This is a genomic window from Actinosynnema sp. ALI-1.44 (genome assembly GCF_001984155.1).
GTDB lineage: Bacteria > Actinomycetota > Actinomycetes > Mycobacteriales > Pseudonocardiaceae > Kibdelosporangium.
The window spans coordinates 328,863-345,326 of the sequence record NZ_MTQO01000047.1; the positions used below are offsets into that span (position 1 = coordinate 328,863).

The window sequence follows — 16,464 nt, forward strand, 5'->3', positions numbered from 1 at the left end:
GGGAACACACCCGGACGGGTGATGCGTTGACTGAACGGGCGTGGGATGGGCTACCCTCTGCGCGCTCCGGTCGCCGAGGACTCCGGGCCGAATCGATTCGGTTGGCCAAGAAATCCTTCGCGACCAGGGGAGACGTCCGTCACTCCAATGGCGGGCACAAAATCGGGCCCTGGAACGTTGACCAGCGGCACGAGTGCATGGGTGATGATTTGACCGCAGGGGTGAAACAAAGATGGCGACCGACTACGACGCTCCTCGCCGCAGCGAGGCCGACGACCTCGCCGAGGACTCCCTGGAGGAGTTGAAGGCGCGCCGCAACGAGACGCAGTCCGGTGTTGTCGACGTCGACGAGTCGGATACCGCTGAGAACTTCGAGCTCCCCGGTGCCGACTTGTCAGGACTGTCCGGCGAGGACCTGACCGTCAAGGTGATTCCGAAGCAGGCGGACGAGTTCACGTGTTCGCACTGTTTCCTCGTCCACCACCGCAGCAGGCTCGCGGAAGAGCGCGACGGCCTGTACGTGTGCCGCGACTGCGCCTGATTCCCGGAATCCGTTCCGGGAACGACAACACCAGAGGGAAATTTCGATCCGGGTACCTGACAGCCGGTCAGGTACCCGGCTGCGTGTGCGCGTTCTGCCGCAGCAGGGCGGCCAGCTTGTCCGGAGACCTGGTGCTGAAGATCCAGTACGGCGTCGGGTCGTCCGGGTCGGTCAGGTGAACCCGCAGCGCGGTGGGTATCCAGCCGCGGTGCAGGACGAACGCGGCCGGGTCGAAGTCGCGGCCGAGCGCTCGGCGTTTGTCGTGCGGGTTGTCGAGCACCTCGACCTCGCCGACGAACTCGAGCGGCAGGTGCGCGTCGCCGACGCGAAGCTCGCCGTCGGCCACCTTGACCCTGGCGCGGCCTGCCCAGAACAGCAGGAACGCCATCAGCGGCAGCAGGATGACGTACGGCAGCCACGACCGGATCCCCTGGTAGCCCATGTGGACGGTCGCGGCCATCAGCGCCGCGCCGATCATCGGCAGCGGCCAGCTCAACCAGGGGACCGAGAGCCGCTCGGCGTAGGCGTTCGAGGTGTCCGGCACGCCACCAGGGTAGTCTCGCCGCTCGTGCCCAGCGTGCAGGTCCTGATTTCCCGGCTCGACCCGGGTGTGCCCATCCCGTCCTACGCCCGGCCCGGTGACGCCGGCGCCGATCTGGTGGCCACGTCGGACGTGGCCATCGCGCCCGGTGAACGGGCGATCGTCGGCACCGGGGTGGCGATCGCGCTGCCCGACGGCTTCGCGGCGTTCGTGCACCCGCGCTCCGGCCTCGCGGCCAGAGTGGGGCTGAGCGTGGTGAACACGCCGGGCACGATCGACGCGGGCTACCGGGGCGAGATCAAGGTCTGCCTGATCAACCACGACCTTCGCGAGCCGATCCGGCTGCGCCGCGGCGACAGGATCGCGCAACTGGTCGTGCAGCGGGTCGAACATGCGGTATTCCAAGAGGTGGAGGAACTCGGCGACTCGGCCCGCGGCGCGGGTGGGTACGGGTCGACCGGCGGGCATGCTGTTCTCGCGTCCACTCGCGGGAAGACGGAGGAATAGTGGGACTTTTCGGACGACGCCGGGCAAAACGCGACGAGCCGGCCGACGACTACGCCGACCACGGCGAGTACGACGACGCCGGTGACGAGCCCGAGGCTCTCGGCGACGCCGGTTCGGCGGACTACGAGCCCACGCAGGGCGACCTGGGGGCGATGTCCGGTCCCTTCGACGAGGACTCACCGGACGACGGCCTGCCGCGACTCGACCTCGGCTCCGTGCGGCTGCCGGTGCCGGACGGCGCGCAGTTGCAGGTCGAGATGGAACAGCCGGGTGTGGTCAAGGCGATCCACATCATGACGCCGAGCGGCCAGATGACCGTCACCGCGTACGCCGCCCCCAAGTCCGGTGGACTGTGGGAAGAGGTCTGCGGCGACCTGGCCAACGAGCTGAAGACCAACGGCGCGCAGGTGCGCAGCGCGGCGGGGGAGTGGGGCCAGGAGCTGATGGCCACCCTCAACGGGATGTCGCTGCGGTTCATCGGTGTGAACGGGCCGCGCTGGATGCTGCGCGGTGTCGTGGCCGGTCCGCCGGAACAGGCTGCGCAGGCGGCACACGGGCTGCGCGCGCTCATCCGAGGCGCGGTCGTCGTCCGCGGCACCCAGCCGATGCCCGTCGGCCTGCCGTTGCCGATCGAACTGCCCGAGGAGATCGCGCAGCACATCCAGGCCCAGGGAGGCTAGGCCTGGCGGCCACGACCGCTAGCTCCGGTGGCGTGCGGCGATCTTCGCGGCCGCGCCCGCTCCGAGGATCAGCACGATGGTGGTCACGGCCCAGCGCCGCTTCTTCTCGGTGTCCGGTTTCGCCCGTGCCGCAACGGGTTTCGCCGATGGTGGCGGGGTCTTGCGTGGCTTGCTCGGCTGCGGCGGTGCCGGTGGGGGCGGTGGGGGCGGTGGCTGGACCACCTGGTTGACCGGCGGGGGCGTTGTCGTGGATGTCGTCGTGCCCGGTGGAGTGGGCCGTGTCGTGGTGGGTGGCGGGATCGGTGGTTTCGGCGGGACCGGCGGCGGGGGCACCGGAGGCTCGACCACCGGGGGCGCGGTCAGGCATCCGGCCGCGTCGGTGGTGGTGGCTGCCGCGTACGAAGCGACCTCGGTGAAGGTCTTCGGCGCGGCCAGGGAAATCCGGTACAGCCTGCTCTTGCCTTTCTCCTTGTTGTTGATCGCGTAGAGGACTCGGCCCGGTGCCATCAGCACGGCGCCGTAGGTCCCCCACGGCAACCCGTGCGGCTTGGCCACCGTGTGCACTTTGCCGTTGCCCGGGTTGACGCTGACAACTACACCGAAGCTTGTCACGCCGTAGAGCAGTGCGTCCGAACCGAAGTCCCAGTCGTCGACGTCGGCCAGCCACGACAGCCACTTCTTCTTCACGGCTTTCAGGTAGGTCGGGCTCGCCGGGTTGACGTCCAGCGACACCAGTTGCAACCCGTCGCGCAGGTACAACGTGGTGCCCGAGATGGCGCCCGCGGTCGCGTTGCGGACGCCGTGCACCTTGCCCCGGTCGACCGCGTTGCCGCCGCGGTCGAGCGTCACCACGTGCGATCCGGACGACACGCCGTAGAGCAGGTTCTGGCCCGCCGAGTACCCGATCGCGTTCAGGTGGAAGCCGAACTTGCGCAGTTCCGTGCCGCTGCCGGACGGCAGCGACAGCTTCACCAAGGTGGACGCCGAGCCGTGTTTCGGCGTGTACACCTCGAACGCCTCGCACGCGCCCTGCGCGTCGGCCGTGCCGGCGACGCCGATCAGGCCGCTCGTCACCAGCAGCGACGCGGTCAGCGCCAAGTTGGGCAGCCGCATCAGCTCAGCCGGTCCAGCACGGCGGCGAACGCGTCAGGACCGACCGCGGCGCCGCCGCTGAACGGGTTCTGCAACTGGTAGATCGCGAACAGCAGCATCGTGATCGCGGCCGCGAGCGTGCCCGCGATCAACGCGTGCGACAGCACTTTCGGCCCGCCGTGCAGGTAGATCAGCCCCATCACCATCACGCTGCCGATGATCAGCGCGAACCACACGACCGTGCTCACCCCACCGCCCTCGGCCGCGTCCAGCCGGGCCTGCCGGGCTTGGTAGACCTCCCACAACTGGTCGGAGGCTGCCGCCTTGCGGCTCTCCTGCCACGTGTCGTCCGGCGTGGTCGGGGCCTTGGCGATGGTGTCGCGCAACTGGTCGAGCTGTTGCCAGCCCGCGGTGCTGTCCACCGATCCCTTGTCGCTCATCTGCGGCCATTCCTGCCGCACGACCGTGTCGGAGTACGCCGTGGTCAGCTCACGGACCTTGGCGCCGACCTGATCGGACAGCGCGTCGGCCGACCACGAGGCCGCGACCAGGTTGTTGGCTTCCCGTTGGGAGTCGTCCTGTGCCGTGCTCACGCTGTCGAACAAGGAGATCAGCACGAACGCCAGCAGCACCGCGTGCAGCCCGGCGACGATCGTGAACACCTGGCCGGCTACTTCGTTGTTGCCGCTCAGTCCCGCCCTCGCGGGTATCCGGTGGACCAGAACCGCGCCAACCGCCGCGACGACACCGGCACCGATGATCCACAACGCGCCACTGAGATAGATGTTCACGGCGCGCAACGCTGATACAACGCACTGTCGCCGGACAAGAGCCGACCGTGATTACCACTCTTCGACTACTCCGGTTTCGCCGATTCGGAGCAACGCGAACTGGCGCTACTGCTCCATCCGCGTGATCCCGCCCGCGCCGAGCCAGGCCAGAACCGTCGCGCGCCCAAGGGATTCGCGATCTTCACCCAACGCGGCCAGCGTCGTGGCGCACACCTTCGCGCGCGGGATCGCCGCCGCCCACGTCCTGGCCACCTCGATCGGGTGGACCGGGTCGTCCGAGCAGCCCGCGATCCCGGTCGGCACGCCGATCCCGCTCAGGTCGGCCGGTTCCGGCGCCGGGCGACTCGCCGCCACGTCCAGCGAGCCCGCCAGGCCGGGCCCGGCCCGCCGCCACGCGCGGTTCAGTTCGGCCGTGAGCCACGGCTCGGTGTCGACGGCCGCGAGCGTCGCGTCGAGACCGTGCTCGCGGACGGCCTGTGCGCTCAACCGGGCGGACACGGCAGCGGGTGCATCGCCGGGCAGGCCGTTCCACGCGGGCAGGGCGAGCAGCAGCCCGGCGCACCGCTCCGGGTTCGCCAGCGCCCACTCCACCGCCACATGCGCCCCCAGCGAGACGCCGCCGAGCAGAACGGGCGTGGCGCTGGCCGCGTCCAGCGCCGCCATGTACCCCTCGACCAGGCGATCGCCGGGGCGGGGGCGGGGTGCGACCAACCGGATACCGACCGCGCGAAGCGGACCTTCGAACACCGACCGGACAAATACCTCGTCAGAGGCGGTACCCGGCAAAAGAACCGCCGTCTGAATCGTGTCCGGACGGGAACGCCCAACCGCCACCTCGCGTTGGTGTACTGACACGGTTCCGGCCTCCTGCCTACGGTTACGCTTGATTGTGCACGGGTCGGAGTCGGGGCCGATCCCACCACTGAGGAGCAGGTATGGGTGTCGACAAGGGGGACGGATATTGGCGCCGTCTTGTCCGCAAACTCACCACTGACGTCGAGGAACTCGACGCCGACGACCTGTCAGCGAGCGTGGCGGCCCAGGGTGCGCAGCGGGCGTGTGACTGCCGCTCCGGTCAGGAGGTCACGGTGCTCGGCAGGCTGCGCAGTGTCGAACTCTCCCCTGGCGACGCGGTCGCCACGCTGGAGGCGGAGCTGTTCGACGGAACCGAGGGTGTGACATTAGTCTGGCTCGGCCGACGGCGGATTCCCGGGATCGAGCCGGGCAGGACGGTGAAGGCGAAGGGCCGGATCGCGGTGCGGGACGGCCGCAAGGTCCTCTACAACCCCTACTACGAGCTGCAGACGACTACATGACTGAAGAGACGCCCGAAAAGCAGGCGACCCAGAACAAGGCCGCACAGGACGACCCGCGGGCCGAGAAGCCGATGCCGACGCTCTGGGAGCAGATGGGCGGCATGGTCGGGTTCATCTCGGCGTCCATCCCGGTGGCGGTGTTCGTGATCGTCAACTGGGCCACGAGCTTGGGACCGGCGATCTGGAGCGCCGTCGGTGTCGCGGTGCTGATCGCCGTGGTGCGCATCATCCGCAAGGAACAGCTGATGCCCGCGGTGTCGGGCATCTTCGGCGTGGCGATCGCGGCGTTCATCGCGTACCGCGTCGGCGAGGCCAAGGGCTTCTTCCTCTACGGCATCTGGGTCTCCGGCGTGCTCGGCGCGTCGTTCCTGATCTCGATCTTCGCGCGCTGGCCGTTGGTCGGCGTGATCTGGTCGACGCTCAACGGCCACGGCCTCGGGTGGCGCAAAGACCTCAGGTCACGGCGGGACTACGACATCGCCACGGCGGCGTGGACCGTGGTGTTCGCCGCTCGAGTCATTGTGCAGCAATGGTTGTACAACACCGATGAGACGACGCTGCTGGGTATCGCCAGGATCGCGATGGGCTATCCGCTGACCGCGATCGCGTTGCTGGTGACCGTGTGGGCGGTGCGCCGCGTGGACAAGCGCGACAAGGCTCGTGAGGAAGCCGAGAAGGCGGAGACCGAGCTCGTCGAGCGCGAGCTACGCGCGAAGTACGACAGGCCAGCTCAGGAATCACCCTAAAGTATTACGGGCTTTCTCAGGCGCCGCACCGGATGTGTCCGGTGCGGCGCCTGCGCGACGCTGTCCGGCATGAGGAGATCAGCCAGAAAAACCGTGGTGTGCCTGGTGGTCGCCGGGGGCTTGGTGGCATCCGGTGTCGCCGAGGCCGACACCGCGTTCGAGTACCAGAGTCTGGACGGCAGCGGCAACAACCGGCTCCACCCGGACTGGGGCAAGGCGGGCACCGGCTACTTACGCCTGGCGGCGGCGAACTACACGGACGGCATCGGAACGCCGGTCACCGGGCCGAGTGCCCGCCACGTCAGCAACCGCGTGTTCAACGACGCCGGGCAGCGGATGTCGTCGCCGCGGGGCACCAGCCAGTGGGCGACGGCGTGGGGCCAGTTCGTCGACCACACCTTCGCCAGGCTCGTGCCGGGACAGATGCAGCAACCGCCGCGGATCCCGTACGACAACGACGATCCCATGGAGAGCTTCCGCAGCGACCTGCCCTTCGTGCCGTTCGGCCGGAGCAGGGAGGTCACTGGAACGGGCGTCGGCAAGCCACGCGAACAGGTGAATTTCCTGGGATCGTACATCGACGCCTTCGCGGTCTACGGCTCGGCGAACCGGCTGGAGTGGATGCGGGAGGGCCCGGTCGACGGCGACATGTCCAACAACGGCGCCAAACTGTTGATGCCAGGGGGAAACCTGCCGCGGGCCGACGCGCGCGGGGACATCACCAAGGCGCCGCCGATGGACGACGCCGCCGGGCGGATGGCGGGCAACGGGATGGTTGCGGGCGACGACCGGGCCAACGAGAACACCGGCCTGCTCGCGGTGCAGACGCTGTTCGCCCGTGAGCACAACAGGATCGTCGACCGCCTGCCGAAGTCGCTGCCCGAGGAGGAGAAGTTCCAGATCGCCAGGCGCGTGGTGATCGCTACGCAGCAGTACATCACCTACAACGAGTTCCTGCCGACGCTCGGCGTGCGCCTCAAGCCCTATCGGGGATATGACCCGAACGTGAACGCGACCGTGGGCAACGAGTTCGCGACCGTCGGGTACCGGGGTGCGCACAGCCTGGTCCACGACGACATCCGGTTGAAGGTCCCGGCTTCGCGGTACACGGCAGCGCAGCTGGACGCGTTGCGTGCCAAGGGCGCTTTCGTCAAGGTGGTCGGCAACGACGTGGAACTGACGCTGCCCGCGTCCCAGGCGCCCTTCAACCCCGGCCTGTTCGAGGACCTGCGCCTCGGCCCGGTGCTGCAGGGGCTCGGCCGGTTCCCGTCCGGCGCGGGTGACGAGCTGATGGGTGAACTGGTCCGCAGCATCCCGCTCAGCGCACAGGGGCAGACCATCATGTTCGACATCACCGCCGTCGACATCGAGCGCGGTCGTGACCACGGGATGCCGACCTACCAGCAGATGCGTGCGGCATACGGGCTTTCGCCGAAGACCTCGTTCCAGGCGGTCACCGGTGAGGCGACCGAGTCGTTCCCCGCCGATCCGGAACTGACGCCCGGCAACGAGATCAACGACCCGGACTCGCTTGATTTCATCCGGTTGCGTGACAGGAACGGAAACACCGTCCCGGCGGGGAGCGACCTCGCCGTCACCGGTGAGCGCCGGACAACCACCGCGGCCCGGCTGAAAGCCCTGTACGGCGGGGACATGGCGAAGCTGGACGCCTTCGTCGGCATGGTGGCCGAACCGAAGGCGCCCGGCAGCGAGTTCGGCGAACTGCAGACCGCGATCTGGCGCAAGCAGTTCGAGGACCTGCGTGACGGCGACCGGTTCTTCTACGGCAACGACCCCGTGCTGACGACGATCAAGCACAAGTACGGCGTCGACTACCGGCAGGACCTCGGCGACGTCATCGCCAACAACACCGACGTGCCGCGCTACGGCCTGGCGGCCAACATCTTCAGGTGCTCATCCTGCTGAGCCCACTGGTCGAACGTGGTCGGTGACCGGCGCAGGACTCGCTCCACGTCGCCGGTCACCACCGCGTTCCCACCGTTGCGCATCCGCTCGAAGCTGTCCAGGACGGCGTCCGCGTCAGCCTCGGGAATGCCCTGCGACAGCAGGTTCTCCCTGGCTTGGGCCCGGGGGACGTCGACGGTCCGCAACGACTTCCCCAGCACCTTGCCGAGGATCTCCACCTGCTGCGGCACGCTGAGCAGCTCGGAACCGGTCAACGTGTACGTCTGCTTGTCGTGCTCGTCGGTGAGCAGGGCCGCGAGCGCGACCTCGGCGATGTCCTTCGGGTCCACCACACCGCTCTGGCCGTCGCCGTAGAGGCTGGGGACTGGTTCGCCCGCTTCGATCTGCGGCAGCCAGGCGAGCGAGTTCGTCGCGAACGACGACGGCCGCAGCACTGTCCATACCAGATCGCTCGCGGCCAGCGCCCGCTCCCCGGGCAGGTGCCAGGCGCTGGTGGTCTCGTAACCGGGCTCACCGGTTCCGATCGCGGAGACCTTCACGACCTTGCGCAGCTGCTTGCCCGCGTCGAGCACAGCGAGATCGTGCCGGGCAGCGAAACCAGGCGCGGTCAGCAGGAAGACGGTGTCGACACCGTCGAGGGCGAGCCTGAGCGACTCGGGGTCGTCGTAATCACCCCGGACACCGTGGGGAACTCGTCGCGGATCACGGGACATGGCTTTGTAGTCCACGCCTCGCGCGTCGAGCAGCGGCACGAGTCTGCGGCCGATCGTGCCGGTCGCACCGGTTATCAGAATCATGGTCGCCACGGTGCCAAGAAGTCCGATCAGGACATAGGAAGATTCGGCTAACCTCGCAACCGTGAACCCGTGGGACATCAAGGCTGTCTGCGAGCATGAGGCGCGCGCCCGCTCCGTCACCCGGCCGCCGAGCACGCGCACGTCACTGGTCTTCAGCCTGCGCCCCGGAGGCGAGAGCCACCTGGTCGTCCTCGGGCCGCGCACCCACGCGTCGTACTTCCCCGGCAAGAAGCTGCCGTTCACGGTCAACGCCGAACTGCACACGGGCTGGGCGCGGACGCTGCTGGGCACCCCGGCCAGCGACCTGGTCGACCGGGTCGTGCCGGTGAGCGAGCTGTGGGGGAGCACCGAACTGCACGAATCGGTGGCGGCCGAGCCCGCGCGGGCGGTCGAACTGATCGAGAAGGCGCTGTCGGACCGGATGACCGACAACCCGGCGGGTGACCTGGTCCAGGAGGCAGCTCGGTGGCTGCACCGGGAGCGGTTGCCCCAGACCGCACGCCGGTTGAACGTGAGCGAACGGCATCTGCGCACGTTGTTCACGGGCGCGGTCGGCGTGTCACCGAAACGGTTCGTTCAGCTCAACCGGGTCCGGTCGGTGCTGTCGCACGCGGGCACGCGCAAGGGAGCCCGGCTCGCGGCCGACAGCGGGTACTACGACCAGTCACACATGGCCGCCGAGTTCCGCGCAACGATGGGCGTGCCGCTCAGCGCGTACCTCGCCGGGGACCTGCCGCCCGGTTCAGCCTGCTGACGCCTTCCATTCGCGGGCGAGGACGGCGTAGACGACCTCGTCCACCCACTCGCCCTTGACGTACTCGTTCTCGTGGAAGTGCGCTTCCTGGCGCATGCCGAGCTTGGCCAGCACTCGGCCGGACGCCACGTTGCGCGCGTCCAGCCTGCCGATCACGCGGTGCACCTTCAGCTCCTCGAACGCGATCCGCAGCAACGGCCGGGCCGCCTCGGTGGCGAACCCCTGGCCGTAGTGGTCCGGGTGCAGCACGTAGCCGATCTCAGCCTGCTGGTGCGAGCCCGGCAGCCATTCGATGTTGACGTCGCCGACCATCGCGCCGGTGTCCTTGCGCACCACGGCCAGCAGCATCGAATCACCCGGCTGGGTCAGCCGGGACATCTTCGCGATCCGCTCGTCCAGCTTGGCTTTGACCTCGTCGCGGGTCAACGCCTCACTGTAGAGGTAGGTGTTCACTTCCGGCCTCGACCGGACGTCGTACAGCTCGTCGAGGTCGGAGTGGGTGAAGGGACGCAGCCACAGCCGGTCGGTCTCGATCTTGTCGGGTGGGACGAACACCACCGGACAGTATCGGGATCACGCGCCCAATGCCGTCCGAATTTCTTCTTCGACACTGTTGGCGGCGGCCACGAAGAGCAGCTCGTCGCCGGGCTCGAACGTGTCCTCCGGCTGCGGGACGATCACACGCCCGCCGCGCAGGATCGTCACCAGCGCCACGTCACGGGGCAGTGTGACCTCCTGCACCGGCCTGCCCGCCATCGGCGTGTCCTCCGGGAGGGTCATCTCCACCAGGTTCGCCTGGCCCTGGCGCAGGGTCAGCAGCTGCACGACATCGCCGACGCTGACCGCCTCCTCGACCATCGCGGCCAGGATCCGCGGCGTGGAGACCGCCACGTCGACACCCCACGCCTCGGTGAACAGCCACTCGTTGGCCGGGTCGTTGACCCTGGCGACCACCCTGCGCACCGCGAACTCGGTTTTCGCCAGCAGCGACACCACCAGGTTGACCTTGTCGTCACCCGTCGCCGCGATGACGACGTCACACAACTGCAGACCCGCGTCCTCGAGCGAGGACAGCTCACACGCGTCGGCGAGCACCCATTCGGCCTGCTCGACCGTGTGCGGCTCGAACTGGGCGGCCTGCCGCTCGATCAACATGACCTGGTGGCCGTTGGCCACCAGCTCGGCGGCGATGGACCGGCCAACGGCACCCGCCCCGGCGATCGCGACCCGCATTAGCTTTCCTCCTCCGGTGGCTGTGCCGCCGCGCTGGTGATGTCGCTGACCGTGCCGGACAGCGCCGCCACGTAGATCACGTCGTCGGCCTGGACGACCGTCCTGGCGTCCGGCAGTACGCCCGTGCCGAACCGCATGATGAACGCCACACGGGCGCCAGTGGCCTCCTCAAGCGCCTGCACGCGCTTGCCCGCCCACGACTCGTGCACCGGCAGTTGCAGCACGGCGACCTTGCCCGACGGCTCACGCCACGCCGACGCCACCCCGTCCGGCAGCAGCGTCCGCAGGAAGCGGTCCGTCGTCCACGGCACGGTCGCCACGGTCGGGATGCCCAGGCGCTCGTACACCGCGGCGCGCTTCTCGTCGTAGATCCGGGCCACGACGTGCTCGACACCGAACGTCTCCCTGGCCACCCTGGCCGAGATGATGTTGGAGTTGTCGCCGCTCGACACGGCCGCGAACGCGCCGGCCCGCTCGATCCCCGCCTTGATCAACACCGTCCGGTCGAAGCCGATGCCGACCACCTGCGAGCCGTGAAAATTCTGGCTCAGCCTGCGGAAGGCCTGGACGTCCTTGTCGATCACGGCGACCGTGTGGCCAAGGCGCTCGAGCGCGGCCGCGAGCGACGACCCGACCCGGCCGCAGCCCATGATCACCACGTGCACGACCAGCCTCCTCGAAGATGTCTGCTCATCGTCCGGCAAGAACCTACCGTCCGGTGCTCCACCCGAGTGACGGGAGGACTTACGCTCTGACCCCGTGTCGAAGTTCTCAACCGCGGCGAAGCGCCTTCTGGTCGGCAGGCCCTTTCGCAGCGACACCCTCGGTCACACGCTGCTGCCCAAACGAGTGGCGTTGCCCGTGTTCGCCTCGGACGCCCTGTCCAGCGTGGCCTACGCGCCGCAAGAGATCTTCCTGACCCTCAGCATCGCGGGCATCGCGTCGTTCGCGTTCGCGCCGTGGATCGGCCTGGCGGTCATCATCGTGCTGCTCACGGTGGTCATGAGCTACCGGCAGAACGTGCACGCCTATCCGAGCGGCGGCGGCGACTACGAGGTCGCCACGGTCAACCTGGGGCCCAAGGCGGGCCTCACGGTCGCCAGCGCGCTTCTGGTGGATTACGTACTTACTGTCGCGGTGTCCATTTCGTCCGCTGCGGAGAACCTCGGCGCGCTCGTGCCGTGGATCGGGCAGAACAAGGTGCTGTTCTCGGTCATCGCGATCGTCCTGCTGACCGCGATGAACCTGCGGGGCGTGCGCGAGTCCGGCACGGCCTTCGCGATCCCCACCTACGCGTTCATGGTGGGCATCTTCGTGATGCTCGGCTGGGGCTTCTTCCGCACCGCGGTGCTCGGCGACGACGTGCGCGCGCCCAGCGCCGGGCTGGAGCTGCACGCCGAGAACGACCACCTGATGGGATTCGCGTTCGTCTTCCTGGTACTGCGGGCGTTCACCCAGGGCTGCGCGGCGCTCACCGGTGTCGAGGCGATCAGCAACGGCGTGCCCGCGTTCAAGAAGCCGAAGTCGCGCAACGCGGCCACCACGCTGCTGATGCTCGGCACGATCTCGGTCGCGATGTTCATGGGCGTGATCTACCTGGCCAGGCAGACCGGCGTGGTGCTGGCCGAACACCCGGAGACCCAGCTGACCAACGCCCCGGCCGGTTACCGGCAGGACACCGTGATCGCGCAGCTGTCGCAGGCGGTGTTCGCGGGCTTCCCACCCGGCTTCTTCTTCGTCATCGGGTTCACCGCGCTGATCCTGGTGCTGGCGGCGAACACCGCGTTCAACGGCTTCCCCGTGCTCGGGTCGATCCTGGCGCAGGACCGCTACCTGCCGCGCCAGCTGCACACCCGCGGCGACCGGCTGGCGTTCTCCAACGGCATCCTGTTCCTGGCCGGGTTCGCCATCCTGCTCGTGGTCGCGTTCGAGGCCGACCCGACCAAGCTGATCCCGCTGTACACCGTCGGCGTGTTCGTGTCGTTCACACTCAGCCAGAGCGGCATGATCCGGCACTGGAACCGCCTGTTGCGCAACGAATCCGACCCGAACGCGCGGCGCAGGATGCGGCGTTCGCAGGGGATCAACGCGTTCGGCCTGGCGATGACCGGGACCGTGCTCGTGATCGTGCTAATCACCAAGTTCCTCGTCGGCGCGTGGATCGCGATCGCCGCGATGACCGCGATCTTCGCGTTGATGATGGGGATCAAGAAGCACTACGACCGGGTCGCCGACGAACTGCGCGAGGCCGAGGAGGACCGCCCGACGGTGATGCCGTCGCGCAACCACGCGATCGTGCTCGTGTCCAAACTGCACCTGCCGACCCGGCGCGCACTGGCGTACGCCAAGGCGACCCGGCCGGACGTGCTCGAGGCGGTGACGGTCAACGTGGACGACCGCGACACCCGGATGCTGGTGAAGGACTGGGAAGCCAACGGGTTCAAGATCCCGCTGAAGGTGATCGAGTCGCCGTACCGGGAGATCACCAAGCCGGTGCTGGACTACGTCAAACGCATGCGCAGCAAGAACCCGCGTGACGTGGTCACCGTGTTCATCCCGGAGTACGTGGTCGGCCGGTGGTGGGAACACTTCCTGCACAACCAGAGCGCGCTCCGGCTCAAGGGGCGGCTGCTCTTCCAGCCCGGCGTGATGGTCACCAGCGTGCCGTGGCAGTTGGCGTCGTCGGAGAAGGTGCACGACAAGGCCGTGATCGCGCCTGGTTCGGTGCGCCGTGGACTGCATGGCGAGGACACCAAGTGACCACTGGGGAGAAGCTGAACTGGAAAGGCCGCAGGCTCGACGTGGAGGTCGGTGTCGTGGCCCACGGCGGCCACTGCATCGCCCGCCACGAAGGCCGTGTGCTGTTCGTGCGGCACGCGCTGCCGGGTGAGCGGGTCATCGCCGAGGTCACCGAGGACAAAGGCGGTTCGTACTGCCGGGCCGATGCCGTGGAGATCCTGTCCGCGTCGCCCGACCGGGTCGAACCACCGTGCCCGCTGTCCGGGCCGGGAGCGTGCGGCGGCTGCGACTGGCAGCACGCTTCCGGTGCGGCGCAACGCGACCTGAAGGCAGCTGTGGTCGCGGAGCACTTGGCCAAGGCGACCAAGCGGACCATCCCGGTCGTGGTCGAGGAGCTCACCGGCGGACTGCTCGGCTGGCGGACCAGGGTGCGGATGGCCGTCGGCTACGACGGGATGCCCGGTTTCCACCCGCACCGCAGCCACGCCGTCGTCCCCGTCGGGCACTGCCCGATCACCGTGCCCGGCCTGGTGGAATCCGTGGCCGGTCAGGACTTCACCAAGGACAGCGAACTGGAACTGGTCCGAGACGGCCGCGGCCGGATCAACGCCCGCCAGCTCAAGCTGACCCGTGGCCACCGTGGCCGGACGCACTGGCGCCGCACGCCGGTCGCCGGTGACGGCGAAGCGGTCGAGTTCGCCGCGGGCAGGCACTGGGACATGGACGCCTACAACTTCTGGCAGATCCACCCGGCCGCCGCGGACACCCTCGCACTGGCGGTGGGGGAGTGGGCGCAGGCATCGAAGGGCGCCTGCGCGTGGGACCTCTACAGCGGCGTCGGGCTCTTCGCGTCCGTGCTGGCCGGGCAGACCGGACCGGGCGGCCGGGTCTTCGCGGTCGAGAGCGCCCAGTCCTCTTCGGACTCCCAACGGCTGCTCGCCGACCTGCCGCAGGTCAAGTCGGTGAGCAGGAGAGTCGAGCACGCGCTACGGGACGAGTTGCTCGACAGTCCGGACCCGGAGGTCGTCGTACTCGACCCGCCGCGCAAGGGCGCCGGACACGACGTCGTCGACGACATCGCGGAGCGCCAGCCCGAACGCGTGGTGTACGTGGCGTGCGACCCGGCGGCGCTGGGCCGGGACGTCGCCCGGTTCCAGCAGCACGGGTACCGCCTTGAACAAGTGCGGGCGTTCGACGCGTTCCCGATGACCCACCACGTGGAAGCCGTCGCGCTCCTCATTCCGGGCGCTTGAACCAGTACTGCGGCTGCGGCCGCAGGTTCTGGTAGATGTGCTTGGCCTCCTGGTACTCGGCCAGACCCGCGCGGCCGAGTTCCCTGCCGACACCGGAACGCTTGAAACCGCCCCATTCCGCCTGCGGCAGGTACGGGTGGTAGTCGTTGATCCAGATCGTGCCGTGCCGCAGGCGCGCGGCCACGCGCTGCGCCTTGTCACCGTCCTTTGTGAACACGCCACCGGCGAGGCCGTAGTGCGTGTCGTTGGCGATGCGGACCGCGTCGTCCTCGTTGGTGAACCGTTCCACGGTCAGCACAGGGCCGAACGCTTCCTCACGCACCGCGTAGCTGCCTTGTTTGACGTCGGTGAGCACGGTCGGCAGGTAGTAGAAGCCCTCCTTGAGGTGCTCGTCCTCCGGGCGCCAACCGCCCGTGCGCAACGTCGCGCCCTCGGTCATCGCCGCGGCGACGTAGTGCTCGATCTTCTCCAGGTGTGCCGCGGAGATCAACGGACCGGTCTCGGCGTTCGGGTCGAACGGGCCACCGAGCCGGATCCGCTCGGTGCGCCGGACGATCTCGTCGACCAGTTCGTCGTGCAGCTCGTTCTGCACGATCAGCCGCGCGCCCGCCGAACACACCTGGCCGGAGTGCAGGAACACCGCGGTGATCGCGTAGTCGACGGCGGTCTCGAAGTCCGCGTCGGCGAACACGATGTTCGGGTTCTTGCCGCCCAGTTCCAGCGCGACCTTCTTGACCGTCGCCGCGGCCGACGCGGCGATCCTCGTCCCGGTCGCCAGGCCGCCGGTGAACGACACCAGGTCGACATCGGGGTGCTCGGCCAGCGGCGCGCCCACCTGCGCGCCGGCCCCGAGCACGAGGTTGGCGACGCCGTCGGGCAGATGAGCCTCCTGCAACGTGCGCATGAGCAGGATGGCCGTGCTCGGCGTGAGCTCGCTCGGCTTGAGCACGAACGTGTTGCCCGCCGCGAGCGCGGGAGCGACCTTCCACACCGCCTGCAGCAGGGGGTAGTTCCACGGCGTGATCAGCCCGCACACGCCGACGGGCTCGTAGACGATCTTGCTGGCGACGTCGGGGTTGCCCGCGTCGACGATCCGGCCGGACTCCTGCGCGGCGAGCTTGCCGAAGTACCGGAAGCAGGAGATCACGTCGGCCATGTCGTATTCGCTCTCGACCAGGCGTTTGCCCGTGTCGAGCGACTCGGCCCGCGCGTAGTCGGCCTTGTCCCTGTCGATCAGGTCGGCGACCTTGAGCAGCAGGTCGCCGCGCTGCGCGGCGGGGGTGCGCGGCCAGTGACCGGCATCGAAGGCCCGGCGGGCGGCGTCGATGGCCGACTCGGTGTCGGTGCGGTCGGCCTCGTCGACCGTGGCGACCAGCGAACCGTCGGCGGGGCACCGGATCTCCCGCGTCGCCCCGGCGAGCGCGGAAACCCACTCGCCCCCGATGAACAGCTCGGCCATGCGGCACTCCGATCCTTCTCTCGCGGCACGGCCAACCCTACGGGCTCGCCCGGCGATTGCCGGAAGACACACGACGTGATGGCACGATA

Annotated in this window: 18 protein-coding genes; 9 read left to right on the forward strand and 9 right to left on the reverse strand. The window is 68.7% G+C overall.

Annotation, left to right across the window (positions count from 1 at the left end; translation table 11 throughout):
* Positions 1-232 precede the first annotated feature (232 nt).
* Positions 233-541: a DUF4193 domain-containing protein gene (locus tag ALI144C_RS26635; RefSeq protein WP_033391377.1), complete on the forward strand. Its 309-nt coding sequence runs from the start codon at positions 233-235 to the stop codon at positions 539-541.
* 67 nt (positions 542-608) lie between these two features.
* Here the strand turns inward: ALI144C_RS26635 and ALI144C_RS26640 are convergent, their stop codons facing one another.
* Entirely contained in the window at positions 609-1,085 is a 477-nt protein-coding gene (locus tag ALI144C_RS26640; RefSeq protein ID WP_076989897.1) for a DUF3093 domain-containing protein, read from the reverse strand.
* A 24-nt stretch (positions 1,086-1,109) separates the two neighbouring features.
* On the opposite strand from ALI144C_RS26640, the gene dut reads away from it, so the two are divergent.
* Positions 1,110-1,589 carry a dUTP diphosphatase gene (gene dut / locus ALI144C_RS26645; RefSeq protein ID WP_076989898.1) on the forward strand — a complete coding sequence of 160 codons (480 nt, stop codon included), beginning with the start codon at positions 1,110-1,112 and terminating at the stop codon, positions 1,587-1,589.
* A complete protein-coding gene (locus ALI144C_RS26650; RefSeq protein ID WP_076989899.1) occupies positions 1,589-2,269 on the forward strand; it encodes a DUF3710 domain-containing protein in 681 nt (226 codons plus the stop codon). Before dut ends, ALI144C_RS26650 begins: the two co-directional genes overlap by 1 nt.
* Before the next feature lie 18 nt (positions 2,270-2,287).
* On the opposite strand, the gene ALI144C_RS54655 is transcribed toward ALI144C_RS26650, so the two are convergent.
* From ALI144C_RS54655 to ALI144C_RS26665, 3 genes are all read right to left on the reverse strand, one after another.
* Positions 2,288-3,382, reverse strand: a complete 1,095-nt coding sequence (locus tag ALI144C_RS54655) for a DUF6923 family protein (protein WP_076989900.1) — start codon at positions 3,380-3,382, stop codon at positions 2,288-2,290.
* Positions 3,382-4,152 carry a bestrophin-like domain gene (locus ALI144C_RS26660; protein WP_076989901.1) on the reverse strand — a complete coding sequence of 257 codons (771 nt, stop codon included), beginning with the start codon at positions 4,150-4,152 and terminating at the stop codon, positions 3,382-3,384. The genes ALI144C_RS54655 and ALI144C_RS26660 overlap by 1 nt, the downstream gene beginning before the upstream one ends.
* Positions 4,153-4,257: 105 nt before the next feature.
* Entirely contained in the window at positions 4,258-4,899 is a 642-nt protein-coding gene (locus ALI144C_RS26665) for an alpha/beta fold hydrolase (protein ID WP_237774321.1), read from the reverse strand.
* A 188-nt stretch (positions 4,900-5,087) separates the two neighbouring features.
* Between ALI144C_RS26665 and ALI144C_RS26670 the strand changes: the two genes are divergently transcribed.
* From ALI144C_RS26670 to ALI144C_RS26680, 3 genes are all read left to right on the forward strand, one after another.
* The gene (locus ALI144C_RS26670) at positions 5,088-5,468 is read left to right on the forward strand and encodes an OB-fold nucleic acid binding domain-containing protein (protein ID WP_076989902.1); all 381 of its coding nucleotides are present in this window, start codon (positions 5,088-5,090) and stop codon (positions 5,466-5,468) included.
* On the forward strand, positions 5,465-6,214 hold the full coding sequence (locus tag ALI144C_RS26675) for a DUF3159 domain-containing protein (RefSeq protein ID WP_076989903.1): 750 nt from the start codon (positions 5,465-5,467) through the stop codon (positions 6,212-6,214). Before ALI144C_RS26670 ends, ALI144C_RS26675 begins: the two co-directional genes overlap by 4 nt.
* Positions 6,215-6,283: 69 nt before the next feature.
* Complete coding sequence (locus ALI144C_RS26680) at positions 6,284-8,140, forward strand: peroxidase family protein (protein ID WP_083753402.1); 1,857 nt, start codon at positions 6,284-6,286, stop codon at positions 8,138-8,140.
* On the opposite strand, the gene ALI144C_RS26685 is transcribed toward ALI144C_RS26680, so the two are convergent.
* On the reverse strand, positions 8,098-8,937 hold the full coding sequence (locus ALI144C_RS26685) for an NAD(P)H-binding protein (protein ID WP_076990066.1): 840 nt from the start codon (positions 8,935-8,937) through the stop codon (positions 8,098-8,100). The genes ALI144C_RS26680 and ALI144C_RS26685 overlap by 43 nt on opposite strands.
* A 61-nt stretch (positions 8,938-8,998) precedes the next feature.
* On the opposite strand from ALI144C_RS26685, the gene ALI144C_RS26690 reads away from it, so the two are divergent.
* Entirely contained in the window at positions 8,999-9,691 is a 693-nt protein-coding gene (locus tag ALI144C_RS26690) for an AraC family transcriptional regulator (RefSeq protein WP_076989905.1), read from the forward strand.
* Here the strand turns inward: ALI144C_RS26690 and ALI144C_RS26695 are convergent.
* The 3 genes from ALI144C_RS26695 to ALI144C_RS26705 are packed head-to-tail and all read right to left on the reverse strand — an operon-like array spanning position 9,680 to position 11,628.
* Entirely contained in the window at positions 9,680-10,246 is a 567-nt protein-coding gene (locus ALI144C_RS26695) for a GNAT family N-acetyltransferase (protein WP_076990067.1), read from the reverse strand. The genes ALI144C_RS26690 and ALI144C_RS26695 overlap by 12 nt on opposite strands.
* Positions 10,247-10,264: 18 nt before the next feature.
* On the reverse strand, positions 10,265-10,924 hold the full coding sequence (locus ALI144C_RS26700; protein ID WP_076989906.1) for a potassium channel family protein: 660 nt from the start codon (positions 10,922-10,924) through the stop codon (positions 10,265-10,267).
* Complete coding sequence (locus ALI144C_RS26705; RefSeq protein ID WP_441297575.1) at positions 10,924-11,628, reverse strand: potassium channel family protein; 705 nt, start codon at positions 11,626-11,628, stop codon at positions 10,924-10,926. Before ALI144C_RS26705 ends, ALI144C_RS26700 begins: the two co-directional genes overlap by 1 nt.
* 55 nt (positions 11,629-11,683) lie before the next feature.
* Between ALI144C_RS26705 and ALI144C_RS26710 the strand changes: the two genes are divergently transcribed.
* Both ALI144C_RS26710 and ALI144C_RS26715 read left to right on the forward strand, forming a co-directional pair.
* The gene (locus ALI144C_RS26710; RefSeq protein WP_076989908.1) at positions 11,684-13,684 is read left to right on the forward strand and encodes an APC family permease; all 2,001 of its coding nucleotides are present in this window, start codon (positions 11,684-11,686) and stop codon (positions 13,682-13,684) included.
* Complete coding sequence (locus ALI144C_RS26715) at positions 13,681-14,916, forward strand: class I SAM-dependent RNA methyltransferase (protein ID WP_076989909.1); 1,236 nt, start codon at positions 13,681-13,683, stop codon at positions 14,914-14,916. The genes ALI144C_RS26710 and ALI144C_RS26715 overlap by 4 nt, the downstream gene beginning before the upstream one ends.
* Here ALI144C_RS26715 and ALI144C_RS26720 read toward each other — a convergent pair.
* Entirely contained in the window at positions 14,900-16,375 is a 1,476-nt protein-coding gene (locus ALI144C_RS26720) for an aldehyde dehydrogenase family protein (RefSeq protein WP_076989910.1), read from the reverse strand. The genes ALI144C_RS26715 and ALI144C_RS26720 overlap by 17 nt on opposite strands.
* Positions 16,376-16,464: the final 89 nt, after the last annotated feature.